A 23,654-nucleotide genomic window follows, 5' to 3' on the forward strand; every position below is an offset into this window, starting at 1 on the left:
GCTCGGCGGCTGCGGGGTCGGCCACGAGCCGCCCGGGTCGGCCGGTGGGGGAGGCGACCAGGTGCCGTCCTGCGGCGCGCCGCCCGTCGACCCGGCCGCAGGCGGTGGTGCCCACGGGTCGCTGGGCTGGGGTTGGTAGGGGTCCTGCGGTCCACCTGGGGGCTGGGGGTAGCTCACCGTACTCCTCGGGCACCTGATACCGACGTGAACCGCTTGACGCTACCGCGTACCGGCAACACCGATCGGCCAGCGTCATCGTCCGATCGGCGGCTGCCGGGCGGAGTCCTAGCGTGGCGGCAGGACCGCAGCGGTACGGACCAGATTCGCGTCCACCGCGAAGCGTCCGGTGATCACCGAGGGCGGGTGGGTGGACCCGGCGGCGTCGATCCGGGCCGGTGCGATCCGGGCGGTGAACGTCGCGGTGGCCGGATCCAGCTCCACAAGCGCGTCGTGAAAACCGAGCCAGTCGCCGACGATCGGATGCCAGATCTTGTAGACGGTCTCCTTGGCGCTGAACACCACCGTCGACCAGGCGACGCCGGAGGGCAGCCTGTCGTGTTGCTCCTCCTCCTCGGGCAGGCAGATCAGCCGGCTCACCTCCGCACCGAGCACTCGGTGCTGCTCGGCGTCCATGCCGACCGCCCGGATCTCGCTGGTGCGTCCCACTGCGGCGGCGCAGTAGCCCCTGGTGTGGGTGATGGTGCCGACGGTGCCCGGCGGCCAGACCGGCGACCGGTCGGCGCCGGCGGGGACGGCGACGGCGGGCAGGCCCAGCATGGCCATGGCCCGACGGGCACAGACCCGGCCGGCGGTGAAGTCGCGGCGGCGGCTGTCCACCGCCCGTTCGCCGAGGCAGGCGGCCTCCACGGCGTACAGCTCGCCGGTCCAGTCAGCGGGCTCGGCGACCGCCACCGCGACGGCCGGAGGCAACAGATCACGCACCGCCGACTCCCGATCGCAGGGATCGACCCGTCCGCCCGGTAGCATCGGCGGGCGCTGATTCGTCGATCGGGTGCGGGCAGCGGTGATGGTGGGTGGCGGCCATGGCTCGTGAACGTACCGCAACGATGTAACGCCGCAGCGTTCCCAGGCGCTGTTGGTTCTGCGCGGGGATCACGGTTGCGGTCGATGATCGACGGCGGGTTCGCCTGCCGTCCGAGACGAGGCGGAAGGGAGCGCGATGACGGGTGTTGCGGATCGCTCGGATGTCGGGGTGACTCAGGCGGACACCGGCGCGGTCGCGGTGGTGCCGGACGAGCACGCCCCGCTGACACCCGACTGGACGTGCGGCACCTGTGGCGCGCAATGGCCGTGTGAGTCGAAGCGGGACCAACTGCTCTCCGAGTACGTGACCGATCGCGCGATGCTCAGCGTCTACCTGGGTGCCTGTCTGGCCGCCGCCGCCGAGGACCTGCACCTGTCCGGGTCGACCTCCCTGCAGGATCGCTTCCTCGGTTGGTTGCCCCGCCGCCCCAGACGGTTCTGAAAGTTGATCGCCGCCCCGGTGTGATCAGTGACGCACCGGTCACCGCGGGAAGTTTGGGGCGCCATCGCCGTCTCGTCGGAAAACTGACCCGTGCCGCCCCGTTGTGCCGCTGGTCATGGGTGGTTAAGCTGCTGGTGCGCGCCCCAATCGCCCGCTTCCCCCGTGGCAGGCGATCGGGGCGCGTCCTATTTCCTGCTCAGGCACGACCTGCCTCCGCAAGCCGCGAGGGCTCCGGACGACTGCACCGGCCTGCACGCCAGACGTGCAGGCCTTTTGCGTAGGGCCTCCTCATGCCGATGGCGGCGGACCGGGTCCACGCCGGGAGTCCCGGACACCGGCCCGGGACTCCGCTCACGCGGTCAGATCCAGCGATTGCCCAGCCACATCCGCGCCGACCACTCGGCGTACGGGATGTTCAGGCCCACGAAGATCGGATAGAAGTACGCGAAGCAGATCACCACGAGCGCCACGTAGGCCCCGGCGATCACCGTGCCGATCATCCGGCGATCTCGGCTCGCCTCGGCGTCGGCGCCGTCGACGGGCAGAGTCCCGCTCATTCCGGCCGGTGACGCGATCGCGCCCAGCACGTAGACCACCGCCAGGACGAGGAACGGCACGGCCGGTGCGGCGTAGAAGAAGAACATCGTCCGGCCGTCGAGGGCGAACCAGAACCAGGGCAGCAGCCCGGCGGCCACGGTCAGCAGGATCGCGCCGGCCCGCCAGTCCCGCCTGGCCAGACCCAGCCAGACCAGCGCCACCAGCGCCGGTAGGAACGACCACCACAGCAGTGGCGTACCGAGCAGCAGAATCTCCTCGGCGCATCCTGCTGCTGCCCCGCAGCCACCCTGGGGCTGCACCCAGTGGAACGCCACCGGCCGGCCCAACAGCAGCCACTGCCACGGCCACGACTGGTACTTGTGCGGGTCGTCGAGCTGGCTGTGGAAGCCCAGCGCGGCCTGGTGGTACTGCACCAGGTTCCACAGCGGGCCGATGATCGGGGTGTCGCTGAGCCCGGCCTGCGGATAGCGCTCGGCGAGCCGGTAGTAGCCCTCATTGCTGAGCAGCCAACCCGACCAGCTGACCACGTAGGTGACCGCCATCAGCACACCGGCGAGCACCATCCAGGGAAAACCGTCGAGCATGGTGGCCCGCCAGGGCCGCGGCACCCCGGCCGAGCGGCGGGCACCGACGTCCCACAGCAGCATCAGCAGGGCGAACACCGGCACGAAGAACAGCGCACTCCACTTCACCGCGAACGCGCAGCCGAGCAGCACCCCGGTCGCCAGCCGCCACCACGGCCAGTTCCGCCAGCCACCCGGCGGTCGGCCGGCGCGGCCCCGCAGGGTCGGGTCGAGCCCGGCCTCCAGCGCCCGGGCCCACCGTCGGCGGGTGGCGTCCCGGTCGAGCACCAGCGCGCCGAACGCGGCGAGCACGAAGAAGAGCAGGAAGATGTCGAGCAACGCGGTACGCGACAACACCAGGTGGTACCCGTCGACCGCGAGCAGCAGACCGGCGGCGCAGCCGAGCACCGTGGAGCCGAACAGGCGGCGGCCGATGCGGATCAGCAGCAGCACCGACAGGGTGCCGATGAGCGCCGCCGAGAAGCGCCAGCCGAACTCGGGCGCGGTGGTGAACAGCTGGCCGGGCACCGAGATGCCGTGCTCGGCGTCGGAGTAGCCGAAGGCCCACTCGCCCAGGCCGATCAACCACTTGCCGAGCGGCGGGTGGACCACGTACGACGGGCCGCCGTCCTTGTAGTTCCACTCCACGCCCTTGTCGACAAGGGCCCAGGCGTCCCGCGCGTAGTAGATCTCGTCGAAGATCTTGCCTGGCGGGTGGCTGAGGTTGGCGAACCTGAGGATCGCCGCGATCGCCACCACCACCGCCGTGGCCAGCCAGGACCGGCTGTCCAACCGGGTCTCGACGGTGGCCAGCCGGCGACGGACCATCGCCGGTACGCCGCTGTCGGTCCGATCGGTCGAACCGGTCGTGGCGGATCCGGCATCCGGCTGCGGCTGGTCGGCGCTCGCACTGTGTGCTGTCGACGCACTCGTCACCCGGCGATCGTAGGCTGCCAACGGGGTCGGTGGCGTACATCGTCCCCGAATCCGGTACGACCGTCGATGAAGGAGCGCGCAAACGTGGGTGAAATGTCCGACCTGGGGCGCCTGATTCTGCTCGGGGCTCCCCTCGGCAACCCCGCCGACGCCTCCGCCCGCCTGCGCGACGTGCTCGCCACCGCCGACGTGGTCGCCGCCGAGGACACCCGCCGACTGGGCCGACTGGCCCGCGACCTGGACGTGACGGTCGCCGGGCGGATCATTTCCTACTTCGAGGGCAACGAGGAGCGTCGTACCCCCGAACTGGTCGACGAGCTGACCGCCGGAAGGGTCGTCGCCCTGGTCACCGACGGTGGGATGCCGAGCGTCTCCGATCCCGGTTACCGGCTGGTCCGGGCCGCCCTGGAGGCCGGGATCCCGGTCACCGCCGCGCCCGGGCCGAGCGCGGTGACGACCGCGCTGGCGCTGTCCGGGCTGCCCTCCGACCGGTTCTGCTTCGAAGGGTTCCTGCCCCGCAGTCCGAGCGGTCGTCGGTCCCGGCTGCGTGCCCTGGCCGACGAGGAACGGACCCTTGTCATCTTCGAGGCACCGCACCGGGTCACCGCCGCCCTCGCCGATCTGGCCGACACGTTCGGCGCCGACCGGCCCGCCGCGCTGTGCCGGGAGCTGACCAAGACGTACGAGGAGGTGGTGCGCCGGCCGCTGGGAGAGCTGGCCCGGTGGGCGGCCGAGGGTGACCCGCGTGGCGAGATCACCCTCGTGGTGGCCGGTGCCCCGGCGACACCCGCGACCCGCCCCGACGACGACACGCTGCGCGCCGCGGTGGCCGAACGGGAAGCTGCCGGCCTGACCCGCCGCGATGCGATCACCGAGGTGGCGAGCACCTTCGGCCTGCGCCGACGCGACGTCTACACAATCGTGCACCAGGTGTAAGGAAGGGCCCCTTGTTAACGCCTCAGGTATAGGAAGGGCCCCCTGTTAACGGGCCAGATTCACCAGGCGGCGACGAGGAAGCCAATGGTGATCACCAGTGGGCCGGTGAACGCGGCGGCCACCGCCCAGCGTCGGTCCACCGGGTCGGAGAACCGGGTCGCACCGGTCCACCGGGCGATGCCGGCGGCACAGCCCAGCACCCCCAGCAGGCCGAGCAGCCAGCGCAGGTGGGCACCGACGCCCCCGTCGGCGTACGCGATGTCGGCGGTCGGGCCGGTGACCCGGGCGGGCAGCACCGCGCCCGCGGTGGCCCGCCGCTCGGGCACCCCGCTGACCCGGATGCCGTAGCTGCGGAACCGATCCTCGGCAGCGGCGAAGTTGCCCCGGCAGCGCTGGGACAAGCCGCCGCCGGTGCAGTCGGTCACCACCACGCTGCCCGAGGTGGCATGCCCGACCGCGAGCCAGAGCGGGCCGGCGCTGACCCAGGCGAAGAAGGCCGTGGCCAGGCTCAACCCGACAAGTGCGGCCAACCCGGCCAGCGGGTCCGGTGGACGGTTGGACCGTTTCCGGCCACGCCGCAGCGGCCAGGTGGGTCGCCACCAGGTGCGGGAGGTGCGCGACGCGTCCTGCCGTACCGGTGTGCCGTCCCAGTGCACCTGCTCGATCGGCGCCCAGAACGCCTCCTCCGTACCGTCGTCGGTCCGGCGGCCCCGACGCCCGGCGGACCGCAACGGCACCCGACGCGGCAGCGCGTCGACCGGCGCTCCGGTGGTGGGTTCCACCTCCACCCCGGGCGGCGCGGGGTCGGTGGGCGTCGCGCCGTCGGGCGGCACCGTCCGTGGTTGCGGTGCCACCGCAGACGTACGCGCGGCCGCCGGCACCTCCGACCACGGAGTACGCGCACCTGTGCCCGGATCGGGCCGGGCGTCCGTGGGAAGGCCGTCGTCGTGGTCGCGGGCGGCTCTGCTGCCAGTCACGCGGTTCATTTGACACTGGCACAACTGTCACAGAGGGCAGCTCAGGCAGCGTGTCGGCGACAAATCGGACGACTGGCCGGGTCGAAGTGGTCCGCTTCATCGACCCGGCACCCCCATTGGTTCGCGGCCACCCTCGACGGGTCACTAGGCTTGCTCGTCATGAGTCACGTTCTCGCGGCAGTGGCCTGGCCGTACGCCAACGGCCCCCGCCATATCGGCCACGTCTCCGGTTTCGGCGTTCCCTCCGACGTCTTCTCCCGGTACATGCGGATGGCCGGTCACGACGTGCTCATGGTCTCCGGCACCGACGAGCACGGCACGCCCATCCAGGTGCAGGCCGACGCCGAGGGGTTGACCCCGCGGGAACTGGCCGACCGGTACAACCGGGTGATCGTGGAGGACCTGCACGGCCTCGGTCTCTCCTACGACCTGTTCACCCGCACCACCACCCGCAACCACTACGCGGTGGTGCAGGAGTTGTTCGAGGGGATGTACCGCAACGGCTACATCGTGCCGAAGACCACGATGGGAGCGATCTCCCCGTCGACCGGCCGGACCCTGCCCGACCGGTACATCGAGGGCACCTGCCCGATCTGCGGCTACAGCAGCGCCCGCGGCGACCAGTGCGACAACTGCGGCAACCAGCTCGACCCGATCGACCTGATCGACCCCAAGTCGAAGATCAACGGGGAGACGCCCAAGTTCGTCGAGACCGAGCACTTCTTCCTCGACCTGCCGGCCCTGGCCGACGTGCTCCGCCAGTGGCTGGACACCCGGGAGGGCTGGCGTCCCAACGTGCTGCGGTTCTCCAAGAACCTGCTGGCCGACCTGCAGCCCCGGGCCATCACCCGTGACCTGGAATGGGGCGTACCGATCCCGCTCGACGACTGGCGGGAGCGCACCGACAAGCGGATCTACGTCTGGTTCGACGCGGTGATCGGCTACCTCTCCGCCTCCATCGAGTGGGCCCGCCGCTCCGGCGACCCGGAAGCCTGGCGCAGGTGGTGGTCCACCGACGGGGCCGGGAAGGACGCCCAGGCGTACTACTTCATGGGCAAGGACAACATCGTCTTCCACTCGGTCATCTGGCCGGCGCTGCTCGCCGGCTACTCCGGCGAGGGCAGCAGGGACGGCGAGCCCGGCCAGCTCGGGCGACTCAACCTGCCCACCGAGGTGGTATCCAGCGAGTTCCTGACCATGGAGGGACGCAAGTTCTCCTCCTCCCGCCGGGTCGTCATCTACGTGCGGGACTTCCTCGAACGCTACGACGCCGACGCGCTGCGCTACTTCATCGCCGTCGCCGGGCCGGAGAGCAACGACACCGACTTCACCTGGGCCGAGTTCCTCCGCCGCAACAACGACGAACTGGTCGCCGGGTGGGGCAACCTGGTCAACCGGTCGATCTCGATGGCGGCGAAGAACTTCGGCCAGATTCCGGCGGTCGACCCGAACGGGCTCACCGAGGCCGACGAGGCGCTGCTCGCGGTGGCCCGCGCCGGCTTCACCACGGTCGGTGACCTGATCGCCCGGCACCGGCAGAAGCAGGCCATCGGCGAGGCGATGAAGGTGGTCGCCGAGGCCAACAAGTACCTCTCCGACCAGGCGCCGTGGAAGCTCAAGGACGAGGCGGACAAGCCCCGGATGGGCACCATCCTGCACGTCGCCCTTCAGGTGGTCAGCGACGCCAACACGCTGCTCACCCCGTTCCTGCCGCACTCCGCGCAGAAGGTCCACGAGCTGCTCGGCGGCACCGGGGTGCACGCCCCGATGCCGGTCATCGAGCAGGTCGAGGACCTCGACGGCGGGCCGGCGTACCCGGTGCTGACCGGCGACTACACGCAGGGCGCGCGGTGGGAGTCCGTACCCCTGGAGGTGGGGCGACCGCTCGCGGCGCCCAAGCCGATCTTCCGCAAGCTCGACCCGTCGATCGTGGACGAGGAACTGGCCCGACTCGAGGGCTGAACGGCGCGACGGGCGCGACCCCCGCACCGGGGTCGCGCCCGCGTCCGTGGTGCGGTCAGGCCCGGGCCATCGCCGGCGCCCCGATGAACTCCATGATCGCCTTGAGCACGTCGTCGGCGTTCGTCCACGGAGTGCCGTGCGGCGCGCCCTTGAGGGTGACCAGCCGGCTGTCCGACAGCATCGGCTGCAACCGCTGGCCGGTCTTCGGGTACGGCAACACCATGTCCTTGTCGCCCTGCACGATCAGCACCGGTACGTCGATGCGGGACACGTCGCCCCGGAAATCGGTGCCCCAGGCGTCCACGCTGTCGTGCGTGCCGATCGCCGAGGCCCGCGCGCCGATCTCCCAGTGCGCCCGGTACGCCTCCTCGCTGACCAGCTTGCCCCGGTTCTCGTCGTAGTTGAAGAAGTTGTTGCAGAACTGGGTGAGGTAGGCGAACCGGTCGTCAATGATCGCCTGCTTGAAGCCTTCGAACAGGTTCGGGTCGACACCCTCCGGGTTGTCCGGCGCCTGCTTCAGGTACGGCGCCAGGGGTGCCAGCAGCACCGCCCGGTCCACCCGGTCCGAGCCGTACGCGCCCAGGTAACGGGTCACCTCGCCGGTGCCCATCGAATGGCCGACCAGGATCGTGTTACGCAGATCCAGTTCGGTCATCAGCACGTCGAGATCGGCGGAGAAGGTGTCGTAGTCGTACCCGAGGGCCGGCTGCGCCGAATTGCCGAAACCACGGCGGTCGTACGTGATCACCCGGTACCCGGCCGCGAGCAGCGGCCCGGAGATCTTCTCCCAGGTCGCCCCGTTGAACGGGAACCCGTGGATCAGCACGATCGGCTGACCGGAACCGTGATCCTCGTAGTACAGGTCGATGGGTGCGGAGTTCTCCGTACCGACGGTGATGAAGGGCATCTCACTCTCCTGCGGTCGGACGACATGGTCACCCGCCGCATTCCCGAGCCACCGGCTGATATGCGTGACCCCGGCCCAGACCCGGCGGTGTCCGGTTCGTCAGAGGACGTACGGATGATCGACCACCCGGTCGTCGGTGACCTCGTTGCCGGGCACCCAGGTCTCGTAGACACCCCGTTCGTGACACTGCGCACCGGTCACGTCCACCGCGTCCGGATTCGGATGCCGCAGCCGCAACCGCAGCCACTCCGCCTCCTCGCCGAGCACCAGGCAGGGCACGCCGCGCCAGGTCGCCTGCCGCAGCAGGCGGGACACCCCGTCGACCGGGTAGTGGGCGGCCCGGGTCAGCGCCAACACCCGGAACCCGCCCGGCCGATCCGCCACCGCAGCGCGTACGTCACCTCCGCCGCGTCCCGGCCACCCCCGCCATCGGTACGCAACATCGTGGTGGCCGCAGCGGCACCAGCAGCGGCGCCTCCGGCTCCTCCGCCGGCTCGGTCGGGCAAGTGCACCGCACCGACCTCGGTGACGTGCACGAACCGCCGCCACGGCAACGCCGAGTTGGATCGGGGCACCCACTGGAAACCCGGCACCGCCGTACGCCACCCGCAGCCCGGTCTGCTCCGGCGCCGCGCCCTCGGCGCGAGGGGTGATGCTCACGGCCTCACCTCGCTTCCTGCGGTCACCGCCGCGACGGTAGGACCGCCTGGCGTAGTCGAGGTGAACACCGGGTGGCGGACGGGTGGACCGACCGCGTGTGTGATGCTGTCGCTGATGAGCCAGCCGACCGAGTCCCGCAGCCAGCGCGCCGCGCGCCGCGCCGGTGAGTTCCCGCCCGCACCCGAACCGTTGCCCCGGCCGGTGCTCGACAGCCACACCCACCTGGACATCACCGTCAGCGAGGTCGGGGTGCCGGGTGCCGGTGACGCCGCCGACCCGGTCACCGCGGCGATCGACGTGGCCACCGCCGTGGGCGTCGACCGGCTGGTCCAGGTCGGCGTCGACGTGGAATCCTCCCGCTGGGGCGCCGACGTGGCCGACCGGCATCCCGCCGTACTGGCCACCGTGGCGCTGCACCCCAACGAGGCGCCCCGGCTGGCCGACCTCGACGCCGCGCTGCGGGAGATCGAGTCGCTGGCCGCCCGGGGCCGGGTACGCGGCGTCGGCGAAACCGGAATGGACTTCTTCCGCACCGGCGACGACGGCCGCGCCGCCCAGGAGGAGAGCTTCCGGGCCCACATCGCCATCGCCAAGCGGTACGCCAAGACCCTTGTCATCCACGACCGCGACGCCCACGCCGACGTGCTGCGCATCCTCGACGACGAGGGCGCACCCGACACTGTGGTGATGCACTGCTTCTCCGGCGACGCGCAGTTCGCCGCCGAGTGCGTCCGCCGCGGATACCTGCTCAGCTTCGCCGGGACGGTCACCTTCGCCAGCGCCGGATCGCTGCGTGAGGCCGCCGCGCTGACCCCGCTGGACCAGATCCTCGTCGAGACCGACGCGCCGTACCTCACCCCGATGCCGTACCGGGGGCGGCCGAACGCGTCGTACCTCATCCCGCTGACCGTGCGGGCCCTGGCCGACGCCACCGGCGCCGACCTCGACGACCTCTGCGCCGCGATCTCCGCCACCGGCGAGCGGGCCTTCGGCCCCTGGCGCTGATCGCTGACGTTAAGAAGGGGCCCTTGCTATACACGAGGCGTTAAAAGAGGGCCCTTCCTTACCCGTAGGCTGTCGGGCTATGGCCGCAGACCTGCTCGGACCGGCGGAGATCCGGGACCTCGCCGCCCGGCTCGGTGTCGCTCCCACCAAGCGGCTCGGGCAGAACTTCGTGCACGACCCGAACACCGTGCGCCGGATCGTCACCACCGCCGGGCTCACCGGCGACGACGTGGCGCTGGAGGTGGGACCGGGGCTCGGCTCGCTGACCCTCGCCCTGCTGCCCGTCGCCGCCCACGTACACGCCGTGGAGATCGATCCGACGCTGGCCGCGGCGTTGCCCGACACCGCCGCCCGGCACGCCGGCCCGCACGCCGCGCGGCTCACCGTGCACCACGCCGACGCGCTGCGGATCACCGGCGCCGAACTGGCCGACCCGGCACCCACCGCGCTGGTGGCGAACCTGCCCTACAACGTCGCCGTACCGGTGGTGCTGCACCTGCTGGCCGTACTGCCCAGCCTCCGCCACGGACTGGTCATGGTGCAGAAGGAGGTCGCCGACCGGCTCGTCGCCGGCCCCGGCTCCAAGGTGTACGGCATCCCGTCGGTCAAACTCGCCTGGTACGCCCACGCCCGCGCCGCCGGCAAGGTGCCACCCAACGTGTTCTGGCCGGTGCCCAACGTCGACTCCGGTCTGGTCGCCTTCACCCGCCGCGAACCACCCCGCACTGACGTACCCCGGGAACAGGTCTTCGCCGTGGTGGACGCGGCGTTCGCGCAGCGCCGCAAGACACTGCGGGCCGCTCTGGCCGGCTGGGCCGGCGGCGCCGACCGGGCCGCCGCGGCGCTCACCGCAGCCGGGGTCGACCCCGGCGCACGGGGGGAGTCACTCACCGTCGAGCAGTTCGCCGCGGTGGCCGCGTCGGCCCGAGGCGGTACGTCCGCAGCGCAGTAGGCTGACGCGGACGCGGGACCGGCCGCCTGACACCGTCGAGGAGCTGATCGTGGAGAAGTCGTTCGACATCCCGTCGTGCGGACGGGGTGGCATCCGGTGACCGAGGCCTGGCGACCGGGGGACGACGACGAACGGCGCGGGGCCACCGGACCGGTCCGGGTCCGGGTGCCCGCCAAGGTCAACCTGCACCTGGGGGTCGGACCGTTGCGGCGGGACGGCTACCACGAGCTGAACACCGTCTACCACGCGATCTCGATCTACGACGAGCTGACCGCGCGGCGCGGCGACACCCTCACCCTCACCATGGAGGGCGAAGGCACCGGGGAACTCGCCCTCGACGACTCGAACCTGGTCATCCGGGCCGCCCACGCGCTCGCCGGATACGCCGGTGTGATGCCGCACGCCCGCCTGCACCTGCGCAAACAGATCCCCCTCGCCGGCGGCCTCGCCGGAGGCAGCGCGGACGCCGCCGCCACGCTGGTGGCCTGCGACGCGCTCTGGGGCACCGGCCTGTCCCGCGACGAACTGGCCGGCATCGCCGCCGACCTCGGCTCGGACGTGCCGTTCCTGATCCACGGCGGCACCGCCCTCGGCACCGGCCGGGGCGAGGCGATCAGCCCCGTCCTGGCCCGCCCCACCTCCTGGCACTGGGTGGTGGCCATCGCCGACGGCGGCCTGTCCACCCCCCAGGCGTACCGCGAACTCGACCGGCTGCGGGAGACCGGGGCCGCGGGACCGGCGCTCGGCAGCACCGACGCCCTGCTTGGCGCGTTGCGCCAGCGCGACCCCCGGGTGCTGGCCCGGACCCTCGGCAACGACCTGCAGGACGCCGCCCTGTCCCTGCGCCCCTCCCTGGCGGCCACCCTGAAGGCCGGGGAGGCGGCCGGCGCCCTGGCCGGCATCGTCTCCGGCTCCGGCCCCACCTGCGTCTTCCTCACCGCCGATGCGGCCGACGCCGAGCGGGTCGCCGCCGAGTTGGCCGCGGCCGAGGTGTGCCGGCAGGTCCGCACCGCTCACGGCCCGGTCCACGGCGCCCGCATCACCTGACCACCACGCCCGCTGGTCGCCCAGACCGGTCCGACCATCACGCCCGCTGGCCGCCAGACCGCCCCGACCACCGCGCCGCCTTTGGCAAGATCGCGCTCGATCCGGGATCGAGTGGCCTTATCGCGGGCACTGAGCCACTCGATCCCAGATCGAGCGTGACCTTGGCTGTGTTCCCTGGCTGCGCAGGCTGTGTTCCCTGGCTGCGCGGGCGACGGGGCGCTGCCGGCAGGCGGAGCGCTGCTCCGCGTACCCTGAAAGCCAGGCGTCCCCAGGTGCCCGCCGGCACCGGGACGCCTTGATCATGAGAGGTGGGTTCGTGGCCAACATCGTCAACCTGGACCGGGTGTCCAAGGGCTACGGCGCCGCCGGGCCGCTGCTCACCGACGTCTCGCTCGGCCTCGACGACGCCGACCGGATCGGCGTGGTCGGGCTCAACGGCGCCGGTAAGTCGACGCTGCTGCGGCTGCTCACCCGCGCCGAGGAACCCGACGACGGCCGCGTCACCCACCGCCGTGACCTGCGGGTCGCCTGGCTGCCCCAGAACCTCACCCTCAGCCCCGACGCCACCGTCCGCGACGTCGTGCTCGGCACCGAATGGCTCGCCGAGAGCATGGGCGCCGAGCACGAATGGGCCGGCGACGCGGGCGTACGCGCCATTCTCGACGGGCTCGGCATGCCCTACCTCGGCCTCGACACCCCGGTCGGACCGATGTCCGGCGGCGAACGCCGCCGCGTCGCGCTGGCCGCCCTGCTGGTCCGCGAAGCCGACCTGCTCATCCTCGACGAGCCCACCAACCACCTCGACGTGGGCGGCGTCGACTGGCTGGCCCGGCACCTGCTCGGCCGCAAGGGCGCCCTCGTCGTGGTCACCCACGACCGCTGGTTCCTCGACGCGGTCTGCACCACCACCTGGGAAGTGGCCGACCAGACCGTCCGCGCCTACGAGGGCGGCTACGCGGCCTGGACCCTGGCCCGCGTCGAACGCGAACGGGTCGCCGCCGCCACCGAGGCCCGCCGGCAGAACCTGCTCCGCAAGGAGATCGCCTGGCTGCGCCGAGGCGCACCGGCCCGGACCTCCAAGCCGAAGTTCCGCATCGACGCGGCAAACGCGCTCATCGCCGACGTGCCACCCCCGCGCGACACCACCTCCCTGCAACGCCTGGCCACCGCCCGGCTCGGCAAGCAGGTGTACGACCTGGAGCACGTCCGACTGCACGCCGGCCCCAAGACCATCCTCGAAGACGCCACCTGGCAGGTCGGCCCCGGCGACCGGGTCGCCATCCTCGGCGCGAACGGCGCCGGCAAGACCACGCTGCTGCGGATGCTCGCCGGCATCACCCACCCCGACGGCGGTCGGCTGATCACCGGCTCCACCGTACGGCCCGCGTTCCTCTCCCAGGAACTGCGCGAACTCCCCAGCGAGCTGCGCGTCCTCGAAGCCGTCGAGGAGGTCGCCCGGCGGGTACGCCTCGGCGACCGGGAGATCTCCGCAGCCCAACTCGCCGAGGTCTTCGGCTTCGACGACCGGCGGCTATGGACCCCCGTCGGCGACCTGTCCGGTGGTGAGCGTCGCCGGTTGCAGATGCTGCGCCTGCTCGCCGGCGAACCGAACGTGCTGCTACTCGACGAGCCCACAAACGACCTCGACACCGACACCCTCGCCGCCCTGGAGGACCTGCTCGACTCCTGGCCCGGAACCATCGTGGTGGCCAGCCACGACCGCTACCTCATCGAGCGGGTGGCCGACACGGCGTACGGGATGTTCGGCGACGGGCGGCTGGTGCACCTGCCCGGCGGTGTCGAGGAGTACCTCAGCCGAGCCGCCAACCGGCCCGGCCTCAACGCCGCACCGACCACCGCCGCGGCCACCGCCGCCACCAGCGGGATGAGCGCCGCCGAGGCCCGACAGGCCCGCAAGGAACTGACCCGGTTGGAACGGCAGGTCAGCAAGCTGGAGCAGAAGGAAGCCACGCTGCTCGACCAGCTCGCCGCCAACGCCACCGACTACAACAAGGTCGCCGAGCTGGACGCCCAGCTCAACCAGGTACGGGCGGAACGGGAGCAGATCGAGGAGACCTGGCTCGCCCTGGCCGACGAGATCCCCGCCGGCTGAACTGATTGCCCCTCCTCGACGATGCGCCGACGCCGGGCGGCGACGTCCCGACCTGCCGGGGACCCCGTGTGCGGCGTCACACCGTGGGGTACGGGACAATCCCCGGAAGACCCTGACCCAACGGCGTTGGAGACACAGAAATGGCCCACACCCCCGTCAACCACCCCGCGCGGCCGATCTACCGGGCGCTCGGCGGGCTGATCGGTCTGTACCTGGTGCTCTTCGGTCTGCTCGGCTTCTTCGCCAGCACCGGCGACCCGTTCTTCGGTCAGGGCGACACTCAGGTGCTCGGGCAGGGGACCAACCTCGGCTTCTCGCTGCTGAGCATCGTGATCGGCGCCGTCGTGCTGGCCGGTACGGCCATCGGCCGCAACCTGGACGTGCTGATCAACCAGTGGAGCGCGTACCTGATCATGGTGGTGAGCCTGGGCGGGCTCGCCTTCCTGCGTACCGACGCCAACATCTTCAACCTCAGCGTGGCCACCGTCATCGTGCTCATGCTCCTCAGCCTCGCGCTGCTGATGTCCGGCATGTACAGCAAGGTCGGCACGGACGAGGAGCACGAGGCCTGGCAGAAGGCTCGGCTCGTGCTCTGAGCTGGTTGCGGTGGGGTTTCGCCAGCGCCCGACCCGCTCCGGGCGGCCAGGCTTGATCCCTGCGCGGGTCGGGCTCCGGCGAAACCCTTCGTGGTTGCGCATCGTTCTGGCTGCACGGCCGGAGTGTGGGTGATCCTTGGGGGAACGGCTGACGCCGGTGGGGGTGGTGGGGGACAATTGTCCGGATTGTTCCCGGTGGCGTGGAGGGGTCGATGCCACACTTTCCCATCAACCATCCGGCGCGGCCGATCTACCGGGTGCTGTCCGGCCTGATCGGGCTCTACATCCTGGCGTTCGGCGTCTGGGGCACCGTGTCGACCTGGGGTGAACCGCTGTTCGCCCGCGACGGGAGTTGGGCCCTCGGACTCCGGACCAACCTGGCCTTCTCGCTGGCCTCGGTGATCTTCGGAGCCGTGCTCATCGTCGGCGCGTCCCGGCGCGGCAACCTGGGCCACTACATGAACCTGACCGCCGGAGTCGTCTTCCTGGTCACCAGCATCCTGATGATGTCGTTCCTGCAGACCCGCGCCAACTTCCTGAACTTCTCGATGTCGACGGTGGTCGTGTCGATGCTCTTCGGGCTGATCCTGCTCGGCACCGGCCTCTACGACAAGGTGGGCCCACCCGAGCACGCCGAGGCCGAGCGGGAGCGCCGCTACCACCCCGTCGCCGAGATCCACCGCCGCCGCTGACCCCCCGACGAGCAACGGCTGGCGATCAACCGCTTGCGGCGATCGACCAGCCTGCGGTGATCAGCGGCCGGCGGTGATCAACCCCGGCTTCGCCTCCAGATGCGACAGGCCGTTCCAGGACAGGTTCACCAGGTGCGCGGCCACCGTCTCCTTGCGTGGCTTGCGTACCTCCAACCACCAGCGGCCGGTCAACGCGACCATGCCCACCAGCGCCTGCGCGTACAACTCGGCAAGCTTCGGGTCGTACCCCCGGCTGGAGAACTCCGCGCCCAGGATGTGCTCCACCTGGTGCGCCACGTCGTTCATCACGCTGCTGAAATTGCCGCTCGCGGAGAGCACCGGCGACTCCCGCACCAGCACCCGGAACCCGCTCGTCTCCTCCTCGATGTAGCCGAGCAGCGCCAACGCCGCCTGCTCCAGCAACTCGCGCGGATGGCCGGCGGTCAACGCGGTGGTGATCCGATCCAGCAGGGCGCGGACCTCCCGGTCCACCACCACCGCGTAGAGCCCTTCCTTGCCGCCGAAGTGCTCGTAGACAACCGGCTTGGAGACCTTGGCGCGCGATGCCACCTCCTCGATGGAGGTGGCATCGAAGCCGCGCTCGGCGAAGATCTGCCGGCCGATCGAGATCAGCTGTTCGCGACGTTGAGCAGCCGACATGCGTACCCGTGGGGTCGGCTTGGCCGACGCGGTGCGCACGGTACGACGCCGCTTGTCGCTTCCCTCGCTGGGAACCTCGGCCATCGCGTCACCTCGTTGGCGCTCGGTGACGCCCTGTTGGGGAATGCTGCCTGTCTCTTGCCCGGTCATCCCGAACATACTGCCAGGTAACTTGCCGGTGGACTGTCGACTTCCTCGTCAAGCCGCCTGGTCCGTCGGCTTGACCCGTTTCGCCGCGAGGCGTTCCGGCTTCGGCCAGCGCACGTCCCACGCCGCGCCGACCTTCTCGAACAGCCAGATCACCCGGGCCGAAATGTCGATCTGACCCCGCAGAACCCCGTGCCGGGCACTCGTCGGGTCGGCGTGATGCAGGTTGTGCCAGCTCTCGCCGAACGACACAAGCGCCAACGGCCAGAAGTTCGACGCCCGGTCACCGTGACGCATCATGAACGGCCGCTCGCCGTACACGTGACACACCGAGTTGATCGACCAGGTGACGTGGTGCAGCAGCGAGATGCGAACCAGGCCACCCCAGAACAACGCGGTCAACGCACCCTGCCACGACCAGGTCAGCAGCCCACCCATCAACGCCGGGCCGAGCACCGAGACGATCACGAGTACGGGGAAGAGCCCGCTCACCCGCCGGATGTCCCGATCGTTGAGCAGATCCGGGGCGAAACGCTCCCGGTTGGACAGTTCACGACCGAACAGCCAACCGACGTGCGCGTGGAACAGCCCCTTGGTCAGGCCCCAGAGGGTGGGACCGAACCGCCACGGGGAGTGCGGGTCACCCTCCAGATCGGAGAACGCGTGGTGGCGACGGTGATCCGCCACCCACTGGATGATGTCGCCCTGCACGGCGAGCGAGCCGGAAACGGCCAGGCCCACCCGCAGCCACCGCTTCGCCTTGAACGAGCCGTGGGTGAAGTAACGGTGGTAGCCCACAGTGATGCCCAGGCCGGACACCACGTACCAGAACGCGGCGACGCCCACGTCGACCCAACTGAGCCAGCCACCCCAGGCCACCGGCACGGCGGCGACAATTGCGGCGAACGGGATCACCACGAAAGCCCACAGCGCGACGAGGATTCCGCGTGACTGGGCACCCTGAGTGAGTGGTTTCGGGCCGGGATCGAGTAGGGCGGTGGACATGGCACCTCACACAGCGGTAATGCGAATCTACGGCTACGTCACCGTAACTTAAGGGTCCGGTAGATCGCATCAGACAGCGAAGCGAATCGATGACAAAGTTGTCGTACACCGGTCCTAACCTGCGTCGCATGACCGACCCGCACGGCGACGAGGTGCGCCGCCTGCGCACCGAGGAACACCTCTCCGTCCGCGAGATCCGGGCCCGCACCGGCCTCGGTCGCAACCGGGTGTACGAGCTGCTGCGCGGTGTGCCGCCGCCGGAGCGGACCCGACGCCCCAACGCCAGGGACGACCTGCGGGCCGAGGCGGTCGCGCTGCGCTCGACGGGGCACTCCGTCCCGGAGATCGCGCAGCGGCTGGGCGTCAGCAGGTCGACGGCGTACCTCTGGGTGCGCCACCTTCCGCTGCACCGCGACCCGGAGCAGGAACAGCAACGCCGCCGAGCCCACTCCAAGACCATGACCGAGGGGAGGTGGGCGACGCACCGCCAGGAGCGCGACAAAGCCCAAGCGGCGGTGCACGACCTGGCTGCCCGTGTTGTCGGCGAGCTCGACGACCGGGACGTGCTGTTGCTCGGAGCGGTCAGCTACTGGTGTGAGGGCACCAAATCCAAGCCTTGGCGTCGCGACGACCATGTGCAGTTCGTCAACAGTGACCCGCGGCTGCTGTTGCTCTTCCTTCGATTCCTGGAGGTCTGCGGAGTCGGCCGCGCTGCGCCGAGCTATCGGGTGAGCATTCACGAGAGCGCCGACGCCGAGGCTGCCGCCGACTGGTGGGCGGAGGAACTGGCGTTGCCTCGTGACCGGTTTCAGCGTCCGACGCTGAAGAAACACAAGGTCACTACGGCTCGTCGAAACGTGGGCGATGCTTATCGAGGGTGTCTTGTGATCAACGTGCCGGGCAGCCGCGAGCTCTACTGGCGGATTGAAGGTATGATCGCCGGGCTGTTCGAGTCCGTGCGGCACGTCTGAGCACTGGTTGACGTGGCGTTACGGGTTGACATGTCAATGGGGTGTGGGGTAACGGCAACCCGCAGGCCTTTGGAGCCTTGAGCTCCTGGTTCGAATCCAGGCACCCCAGCACGGGCGGAAGTGCTGCCGATCCTCGTGGCCATGCCAATCGCAACGGATTGTCTGGTTAGCATGGCCGCGAGACTGTCCGCGTCCGACGGGAGCCACGTCGTGCCCGAGCCCCACCTCCGTACCGTCGTCGTGCTCGCCGCCGGTGAGGGCAAACGGATGAAGTCCTCCCTGCCCAAGGTGTTGCATCCCCTGCTGGGTCGCACCCTGCTCGGGCATGTGCTGAGCGCCGCCGAGCCGCTGGCGGCGCAGCGGACGATGGTGGTGGTGGGGCACGGCGCGGATCAGGTCCGAGCGCACCTGGCCGAGGTGGCGCCGGAGGCCGTCGCGGTGCACCAGGCTGAGCAGCTCGGCACCGGGCACGCGGTGCGGATCGCGTTGGAGGCGGCGCCGGAGGCCACCGGCACGGTGGTCGTCCTCAACGGTGACGTGCCGCTGTTGCGTCCGGAGACGGTCGCCGCGCTGGTGGCGGCGCACGAGGGCGAGCGGGCGGCGGCAACGGTGCTGGCCGCCGAGGTGCCGGATCCGACCGGGCTGGGTCGGATCGTGCGTGACGCGGCTGGCCGGCTGGAGCAGATCGTCGAGCAGCGCGACGCCACCGCGGACCAGTTGGCGATCCGGGAGATCAACGCCGGGATCTACGCGTTCGACGCGGCCCGCCTGCGGGACGTGCTGGGCAAGCTGTCCACCGACAACGACCAGGGCGAGGAGTACCTGACCGACGTCTTCGGGCTGCTGGGCTCGGCCGGGGAGCCGGTGGCGGTGCACCTGGCCGGCGACCACACCGAGACGCTCGGCTGCAACGACCGGGTGGAGCTGGCGGGGCTGCGGCGGCTGCTGCGGGACCGGGTGAACGAGCGCTGGATGCGTGCCGGGGTGAGCCTGCTCGACCCGGCCACGACCTGGATCGACGTGACGGTGGCGCTGGACCGGGACGCGGTGGTGGACCAGAACACCCAGCTGCGCGGCGGTTCGGTGGTGGGTAGTGGCGCGGTGGTCGGCCCGGACGTGACGTTGATCGACACGGTGGTGCACGCCGGTGCGACGGTGCTGCGTAGCCACGCGATCGGTGCGGAGGTCGGCCCGGGGGCCAGCGTCGGGCCGTACGCCTATCTGCGGCCGGACGCCCGGTTGGCGGAGAAGTCGAAGGTCGGCACGTTCGTCGAGGTGAAGAACTCCGAGTTGGGTGCGGGTGCCAAGGTGCCGCACCTGTCGTACGTGGGTGACGCGACGATCGGGGCGCGGGCGAACATCGGCGCGGCGACGATCTTCGTGAACTACGACGGGGTCAACAAGAGCCGCACCGTGGTCGGCGAGGGCGCGTTCGTGGGCTGTGACACGAATCTGATCGCGCCGGTCGAGGTGGGTGCGGGGGCGTACGTGGCGGCGGGCAGTGCGATCAGCACGGATGTGCCGCCGGGTGCCCTCGGGGTGACCCGGGCGCCGCAGCGCAACATCGAGGGGTGGGTGGCGCGTAAGCGGCCGGGAACGGTGTCGGCGCAGGCGGCCGAGCGGGCGTTGCAGGGTGGATCGTCCCAGGTGCCGGCCGCAAGTGAAGGTGAGGCAATCCACGGCACTGCCGAGTCGGTGGGCGCGGCGACCGAGGCGGGAGATACTGCAACCGAATAGTCCCCGGCCAGCTACCACCTCCAGGCCGGGTACCACCGACCAAATACGGGAGCAGACGGGCCCATGGGCAGCATCGTCGCCGAAAACCGCAAGAGCCTGATGCTCTTTTCCGGACGTGGCTTTCCGGAGCTGGCCAAGGAGATCGGCGAGGTGCTCGGCGTCGCGCCGACGCCGGCCGACGCGTACGAATTCGCCAATGGCGAGATTTTCGTACGGTTCAAGGACTCGGTGCGTGGTTCGGACGCCTTCGTGGTGCAGTCCGTCACGCATGGGGTGAACACGTGGGTCATGGAGACCCTGATCATGGTGGACGCGTTGAAGCGGGGTTCCGCCAAGCGCATCACCGTGGTTCTGCCGTTCTATCCGTACTCGCGGCAGGACAAGAAGCACCGTGGCCGGGAGCCGATCTCGGCGCGGCTGGTGGCCGACCTGTTGAAGACGGCGGGGGCCAACCGGATCCTCACCGTGGATCTGCACACCGCGCAGATCCAGGGGTTCTTCGACGGGCCGGTGGATCACCTCTTCGCGATGGACATCCTGGCCGAGTACGTGGAGCGCAGGTACGCGGGGCGGCCGATGACGGTGGTCGCCCCGGATTCGGGTCGGGTACGGGTGGCCGAGCGGTGGACCGACCGGTTGGGCGGCTGCCCGCTGGCGTTCATCCACAAGACCCGGGATCCGTTGAAGCCGAATCAGGTGGTGGCGAACCGGGTGGTCGGTGAGGTCGAGGGTCGGGTCTGCCTGATCGTCGACGACATGATCGACACCGGCGGCACGATCTGCAAGGCGGCGGACATCCTGAAGGAGTCCGGTGCGGCGGATGTGATCGTGGCGTCCACCCACGCGTTGCTCTCCGACCCGGCGACGGAGCGGTTGAAGAACAGCCCGATCAGCGAGGTGGTGGTGACCAACACGTTGCCGTTGCCGCCGGAGAAGCAGCTCGACAAGCTGACCGTGCTGTCCATCGCGCCGCTGCTGGCGCGGGCCATCCGCGAGGTGTTCGACGACGGTTCGGTGACCACCCTGTTCGGTGGTCTGAGCTGATCGACGGGATCCGGACGGGTCGGTCGACTCGTCCGGATTCATCCTGGACCGATGCCTGCGGAAAAGGGCTGCGGGTCGGTCGGTGGCGGTGGTACGGGGACTGCCGGAACTTCGGGATTCCGCTCGGGTAGACTGGTGCGGTTGCCACGGCGAGGGTGCCCTGCGGGCCGCTGAAAAGCGCCGCACGGAGGCACCGTGATCGACGCGGTGCTCCGGGCAGTCTGCTGACGCATGAGCCCCTGCGAGCCCCCCGCCCAGCACCGCCAGACGACAAGCTGCCGCAGCGAAGCATCAGGAGTTTTCCCGTGTCCGAGGTAAAGATCAGCGCCGAGCCCCGCACCGAGTTCGGCAAGGGTGGTGCCCGTCGTACCCGCCGGGCCGGCAAGGTGCCCGCCGTGCTGTACGGGCACGGTGAGAAGCCCAAGCACATCGCGCTGCCGGCCCGTGAGTTCGCGGCGGCCATCCGTAAGGGCGGCGCGAACCAGCTGTTCGCGATCGAGGTGAGCGACGGCACCCAGGCGCTGGCGCTGCCGAAGGCGATTCAGCGTGACCCGATCAAGGACACCTTCGAGCACGTCGACCTGCTGCTGGTGCGTCGGGGCGAGAAGGTCACCGTCGAGGTGCCGGTCGAGCTGACCGGTGAGGCCGCGAAGGACACCCTGATCGTGCACGACCACGACACGGTGTCGGTGACCGCCGAGGCGACCAAGGTGCCGGATCACCTGGAGGCCTCGATCGAGGGTGCCGAGCCGGGTGCCCAGGTCACCGCCGCGGACGTCGAGCTGCCGGCTGGCGTGGAGCTGGCCGGTGACCCGGAGCAGGCGGTCGCCACGGTGACCGCTGCGCCGACCGCCGAGCAGCTCGAGGCGACGCTGCCCGAGGTCGAGGTGGCCGACGCCGAGGTCGAGGCCGGGGTCGGCGAGGAGGGTGCCGAGTCGTCCGAGGGTGCCGAGGCCGGTGAGCCGGCGGCTGCGGGTGGCGAGGAGACCGCCGAGGCGAAGACCGAGGCCTGATCGGTTCGTAGGCTGTGCGACAGGCGTCCCCGGTTCTCCGGGGGCGCCTGTCGGCGTACCGGGCTCGCCTGCGGCTTCGCCACGGGCGACGATGACGGAGGGAACGGGCGGTGACGGACGAGACCGGGCCGTGGCTGGTGGTCGGGCTGGGCAACCCGGGTCGGGAGTACGCGGGCAACCGGCACAACGTCGGGTTCATGGTGGCCGATCTGCTGGCTGACCGGTTGGGTGTGAAGTTCGGCCGGTACAAGCGGGCGATGGCGGATGTGGCCGAGGCGCGGCTGGGTTTCGGCGGGCCGAAGCTGGTGCTGCTCAAGCCGTTGACGTACATGAACCTCTCAGGTGGTCCGGTGGCCAGCCTGGCGCAGTTCTTCAAGGTGCCGGCGGCTCAGGTGGTCGCCGTGCACGACGAGCTGGACATCGAGTACGGCCAGGTGCGGGTGAAGTTCGGCGGCGGTGAGGGCGGGCACAACGGGCTGCGCTCGATGTCGAAGTCGCTTGCCACAAAGGACTATGTGCGGGTGCGGTTCGGCATCGGTCGTCCGCCGGGGCGGCAGGATCCGGCGGACTATGTGCTGTCGGATTTCAGCGCGGCGGAGCGCAAGGAGTTGGACTTCCTGGTGGACCGGGCCGCCGATGTGGTGGAGTCGGTGATCACCCGGGGTGTGGAGCCGACGCAGAATCTGTACCACGGCTCCTGAGGACGGCCGGCCGGGCGGCTGGTCGATAGGGTGCGGGTTCGCGGCCGAGCGGGGCGGCTGCTCGGCGTAGACGGAGTGCGACGGGAGCGCGGGGCATGAGCAGCAGTCCTCCGATGGTGGACGGGGAGTTTGCCCGCTGGTTGGCGGCCCGGGCGGGTGAGGCGCTGGTGGGCCTGCGGGCGGAGCTGGGGTTCGACGATCCCGCCGCGTTGAAGGCGGCCGGGGACAAGCTCTCGCATGATCTGATCCGGGCCGAGTTGGCGAGGTGGCGTCCGGGTGACGCGGTGCTCTCCGAGGAGGACGAGGGGTCCCGTCAGGCGTCCGCGGCGCAGGGCGATGCGGGGGCCGGGTCGCGGTTGACCGCCGACCGGGTGTGGATCATCGACCCGTTGGACGGTACGCGGGAATTCAGCGAGCAGGGGCGTACGGACTGGGCGGTGCACGTGGCGCTGTGGGCGCGGGACGCCTCGGCGTCCCACGGTCTGGTCGCGGGTGCTGTCGGGTTGCCGGCACAGCAGCGGGTGTTGGCGACGGACCAGCCGCCCGCGTACCCGTCGGTGTCGGTCGGTGGTGCGGGCCGGTTGCGCCTGGCGGCCAGTCGGAGCCGGCCGCCGGCGTTCCTGACCGACCTGGCCGAGGAGGTCGGGGCGCAGTTGGTGCCGATGGGATCGGCCGGCGCGAAGATCGCCGCGGTGGTGACCGGTGAGGTGGACGCGTACATCCACGCGGGCGGGCAGTACGAGTGGGATTCGGCGGCGCCGGTGGCTGTGGCGACGGCCACCGGACTGCACGCTTCCCGGATCGACGGTTCTGCGCTGAAATACAACGAGGCGGACCCCCGTCTGCCTGATCTGTTGGTGTGCCGCAAGGATCTCGCCAGCCGGTTACTTGCAGCGCTGCGCCGGCATGGCGGGTAGCCTGGCGCTACTTTCTGACATCCCCGACCGGAAAGGTCTGGAAAGCGGATGAGCGAGCGAATCGAGTCG

The 23,654-nt window shown here is 70.6% G+C and carries 23 protein-coding genes and 1 tRNA gene; 16 read left to right on the forward strand and 8 right to left on the reverse strand.

Going from position 1 to position 23,654, the window contains the following annotated elements:
* Positions 1-285: 285 nt before the first annotated feature.
* Complete coding sequence (locus C1A38_RS17170) at positions 286-942, reverse strand: 4'-phosphopantetheinyl transferase family protein (RefSeq protein ID WP_102658876.1); 657 nt, start codon at positions 940-942, stop codon at positions 286-288.
* 271 nt (positions 943-1,213) lie between these two features.
* Between C1A38_RS17170 and C1A38_RS17175 the strand changes: the two genes are divergently transcribed.
* Positions 1,214-1,486 carry a hypothetical protein gene (locus C1A38_RS17175; protein ID WP_102658827.1) on the forward strand — a complete coding sequence of 91 codons (273 nt, stop codon included), beginning with the start codon at positions 1,214-1,216 and terminating at the stop codon, positions 1,484-1,486.
* A 359-nt stretch (positions 1,487-1,845) separates the two neighbouring features.
* Here C1A38_RS17175 and C1A38_RS17180 read toward each other — a convergent pair whose 3' ends face one another.
* On the reverse strand, positions 1,846-3,543 hold the full coding sequence (locus tag C1A38_RS17180; protein ID WP_377680264.1) for a dolichyl-phosphate-mannose--protein mannosyltransferase: 1,698 nt from the start codon (positions 3,541-3,543) through the stop codon (positions 1,846-1,848).
* Positions 3,544-3,609: 66 nt separating this feature from the next.
* Here C1A38_RS17180 and rsmI point away from each other — a divergent pair, with 66 nt between their 5' ends.
* Positions 3,610-4,479, forward strand: a complete 870-nt coding sequence (gene rsmI, locus C1A38_RS17185; protein ID WP_373306839.1) for a 16S rRNA (cytidine(1402)-2'-O)-methyltransferase — start codon at positions 3,610-3,612, stop codon at positions 4,477-4,479.
* Between the two features lie 59 nt (positions 4,480-4,538).
* Here the strand turns inward: rsmI and C1A38_RS17190 are convergent, their stop codons facing one another.
* Complete coding sequence (locus C1A38_RS17190) at positions 4,539-5,465, reverse strand: hypothetical protein (protein WP_233196876.1); 927 nt, start codon at positions 5,463-5,465, stop codon at positions 4,539-4,541.
* Positions 5,466-5,615: 150 nt separating this feature from the next.
* Between C1A38_RS17190 and metG the strand changes: the two genes are divergently transcribed.
* Complete coding sequence (metG, locus tag C1A38_RS17195) at positions 5,616-7,418, forward strand: methionine--tRNA ligase (protein ID WP_102658831.1); 1,803 nt, start codon at positions 5,616-5,618, stop codon at positions 7,416-7,418.
* 55 nt (positions 7,419-7,473) lie between these two features.
* Here the strand turns inward: metG and C1A38_RS17200 are convergent, their stop codons facing one another.
* The 3 genes from C1A38_RS17200 to C1A38_RS31405 form a co-directional block, all read right to left on the reverse strand.
* Entirely contained in the window at positions 7,474-8,325 is an 852-nt protein-coding gene (locus C1A38_RS17200; RefSeq protein ID WP_102658832.1) for an alpha/beta fold hydrolase, read from the reverse strand.
* A gap of 99 nt (positions 8,326-8,424) precedes the next feature.
* Positions 8,425-8,709: a hypothetical protein gene (locus C1A38_RS17205; protein ID WP_233196877.1), complete on the reverse strand. Its 285-nt coding sequence runs from the start codon at positions 8,707-8,709 to the stop codon at positions 8,425-8,427.
* Positions 8,670-8,918, reverse strand: coding sequence for a hypothetical protein (locus C1A38_RS31405; protein ID WP_199180235.1), 249 nt, complete (start codon positions 8,916-8,918; stop codon positions 8,670-8,672). The genes C1A38_RS17205 and C1A38_RS31405 overlap by 40 nt, the downstream gene beginning before the upstream one ends.
* A gap of 169 nt (positions 8,919-9,087) precedes the next feature.
* On the opposite strand from C1A38_RS31405, the gene C1A38_RS17210 reads away from it, so the two are divergent.
* The 6 genes from C1A38_RS17210 to C1A38_RS17235 all read left to right on the forward strand — a co-directional run bounded on the left by C1A38_RS17210 (position 9,088) and on the right by C1A38_RS17235 (position 15,390).
* Positions 9,088-9,990: a TatD family hydrolase gene (locus C1A38_RS17210; protein WP_102658833.1), complete on the forward strand. Its 903-nt coding sequence runs from the start codon at positions 9,088-9,090 to the stop codon at positions 9,988-9,990.
* A 79-nt stretch (positions 9,991-10,069) separates the two neighbouring features.
* A complete protein-coding gene (rsmA, locus tag C1A38_RS17215) occupies positions 10,070-10,942 on the forward strand; it encodes a 16S rRNA (adenine(1518)-N(6)/adenine(1519)-N(6))-dimethyltransferase RsmA (protein ID WP_102658834.1) in 873 nt (290 codons plus the stop codon).
* Between the two features lie 96 nt (positions 10,943-11,038).
* Positions 11,039-11,989, forward strand: coding sequence for a 4-(cytidine 5'-diphospho)-2-C-methyl-D-erythritol kinase (locus tag C1A38_RS17220; protein ID WP_102658835.1), 951 nt, complete (start codon positions 11,039-11,041; stop codon positions 11,987-11,989).
* Between the two features lie 316 nt (positions 11,990-12,305).
* Positions 12,306-14,102 carry an ABC-F family ATP-binding cassette domain-containing protein gene (locus C1A38_RS17225; protein ID WP_102658836.1) on the forward strand — a complete coding sequence of 599 codons (1,797 nt, stop codon included), beginning with the start codon at positions 12,306-12,308 and terminating at the stop codon, positions 14,100-14,102.
* 140 nt (positions 14,103-14,242) lie between these two features.
* Positions 14,243-14,698 carry a DUF4383 domain-containing protein gene (locus C1A38_RS17230; protein ID WP_102658837.1) on the forward strand — a complete coding sequence of 152 codons (456 nt, stop codon included), beginning with the start codon at positions 14,243-14,245 and terminating at the stop codon, positions 14,696-14,698.
* A 212-nt stretch (positions 14,699-14,910) separates the two neighbouring features.
* The gene (locus tag C1A38_RS17235; RefSeq protein ID WP_102658877.1) at positions 14,911-15,390 is read left to right on the forward strand and encodes a DUF4383 domain-containing protein; all 480 of its coding nucleotides are present in this window, start codon (positions 14,911-14,913) and stop codon (positions 15,388-15,390) included.
* A 60-nt stretch (positions 15,391-15,450) separates the two neighbouring features.
* Here the strand turns inward: C1A38_RS17235 and C1A38_RS17240 are convergent, their stop codons facing one another.
* Complete coding sequence (locus tag C1A38_RS17240; protein WP_102658878.1) at positions 15,451-16,134, reverse strand: TetR/AcrR family transcriptional regulator; 684 nt, start codon at positions 16,132-16,134, stop codon at positions 15,451-15,453.
* A 114-nt stretch (positions 16,135-16,248) separates the two neighbouring features.
* The gene (locus C1A38_RS17245; RefSeq protein WP_102658838.1) at positions 16,249-17,202 is read right to left on the reverse strand and encodes an acyl-CoA desaturase; all 954 of its coding nucleotides are present in this window, start codon (positions 17,200-17,202) and stop codon (positions 16,249-16,251) included.
* A gap of 128 nt (positions 17,203-17,330) precedes the next feature.
* Between C1A38_RS17245 and C1A38_RS17250 the strand changes: the two genes are divergently transcribed.
* From C1A38_RS17250 to C1A38_RS17280, 7 genes are all read left to right on the forward strand, one after another.
* Positions 17,331-18,173, forward strand: a complete 843-nt coding sequence (locus C1A38_RS17250; protein ID WP_102658839.1) for a helix-turn-helix domain-containing protein — start codon at positions 17,331-17,333, stop codon at positions 18,171-18,173.
* Between the two features lie 37 nt (positions 18,174-18,210).
* Positions 18,211-18,282 (forward strand) — tRNA-Gln (locus tag C1A38_RS17255).
* A 101-nt stretch (positions 18,283-18,383) separates the two neighbouring features.
* Positions 18,384-19,910: a bifunctional UDP-N-acetylglucosamine diphosphorylase/glucosamine-1-phosphate N-acetyltransferase GlmU gene (gene glmU, locus C1A38_RS17260; RefSeq protein ID WP_502696942.1), complete on the forward strand. Its 1,527-nt coding sequence runs from the start codon at positions 18,384-18,386 to the stop codon at positions 19,908-19,910.
* Positions 19,911-19,973: 63 nt separating this feature from the next.
* Positions 19,974-20,954: a ribose-phosphate diphosphokinase gene (locus tag C1A38_RS17265; protein WP_013731491.1), complete on the forward strand. Its 981-nt coding sequence runs from the start codon at positions 19,974-19,976 to the stop codon at positions 20,952-20,954.
* Between the two features lie 305 nt (positions 20,955-21,259).
* Complete coding sequence (locus C1A38_RS17270) at positions 21,260-21,967, forward strand: 50S ribosomal protein L25/general stress protein Ctc (protein ID WP_102658841.1); 708 nt, start codon at positions 21,260-21,262, stop codon at positions 21,965-21,967.
* Positions 21,968-22,077: 110 nt separating this feature from the next.
* Positions 22,078-22,668, forward strand: coding sequence for an aminoacyl-tRNA hydrolase (gene pth / locus C1A38_RS17275; RefSeq protein ID WP_102658842.1), 591 nt, complete (start codon positions 22,078-22,080; stop codon positions 22,666-22,668).
* A 113-nt stretch (positions 22,669-22,781) separates the two neighbouring features.
* Positions 22,782-23,585, forward strand: a complete 804-nt coding sequence (locus C1A38_RS17280) for an inositol monophosphatase family protein (protein WP_102658879.1) — start codon at positions 22,782-22,784, stop codon at positions 23,583-23,585.
* Positions 23,586-23,654: the final 69 nt, after the last annotated feature.

Origin of the sequence: Verrucosispora sp. ts21 (assembly GCF_002879555.1) — a bacterium.
Lineage (GTDB): Bacteria > Actinomycetota > Actinomycetes > Mycobacteriales > Micromonosporaceae > Micromonospora > Micromonospora gifhornensis.

Coding starts and splice junctions, on each gene's coding strand:
- C1A38_RS17230 (WP_102658837.1), top strand. CDS start 14,243: ATGGCCCACACCCCCGTCAACCACCCCGCGCGGCCGATCTACCGGGCG.
- C1A38_RS17235 (WP_102658877.1), top strand. CDS start 14,911: ATGCCACACTTTCCCATCAACCATCCGGCGCGGCCGATCTACCGGGTG.
- C1A38_RS17240 (WP_102658878.1), bottom strand. CDS start 16,134: ATGGCCGAGGTTCCCAGCGAGGGAAGCGACAAGCGGCGTCGTACCGTG.
- C1A38_RS17280 (WP_102658879.1), top strand. CDS start 22,782: ATGGTGGACGGGGAGTTTGCCCGCTGGTTGGCGGCCCGGGCGGGTGAG.
- C1A38_RS17200 (WP_102658832.1), bottom strand. CDS start 8,325: ATGCCCTTCATCACCGTCGGTACGGAGAACTCCGCACCCATCGACCTG.
- C1A38_RS17245 (WP_102658838.1), bottom strand. CDS start 17,202: ATGTCCACCGCCCTACTCGATCCCGGCCCGAAACCACTCACTCAGGGT.
- rsmI (WP_373306839.1), top strand. CDS start 3,610: ATGAAGGAGCGCGCAAACGTGGGTGAAATGTCCGACCTGGGGCGCCTG.
- C1A38_RS17210 (WP_102658833.1), top strand. CDS start 9,088: ATGCTGTCGCTGATGAGCCAGCCGACCGAGTCCCGCAGCCAGCGCGCC.
- metG (WP_102658831.1), top strand. CDS start 5,616: ATGAGTCACGTTCTCGCGGCAGTGGCCTGGCCGTACGCCAACGGCCCC.
- rsmA (WP_102658834.1), top strand. CDS start 10,070: ATGGCCGCAGACCTGCTCGGACCGGCGGAGATCCGGGACCTCGCCGCC.
- C1A38_RS17190 (WP_233196876.1), bottom strand. CDS start 5,465: ATGAACCGCGTGACTGGCAGCAGAGCCGCCCGCGACCACGACGACGGC.
- C1A38_RS17250 (WP_102658839.1), top strand. CDS start 17,331: ATGACCGACCCGCACGGCGACGAGGTGCGCCGCCTGCGCACCGAGGAA.
- C1A38_RS17265 (WP_013731491.1), top strand. CDS start 19,974: ATGGGCAGCATCGTCGCCGAAAACCGCAAGAGCCTGATGCTCTTTTCC.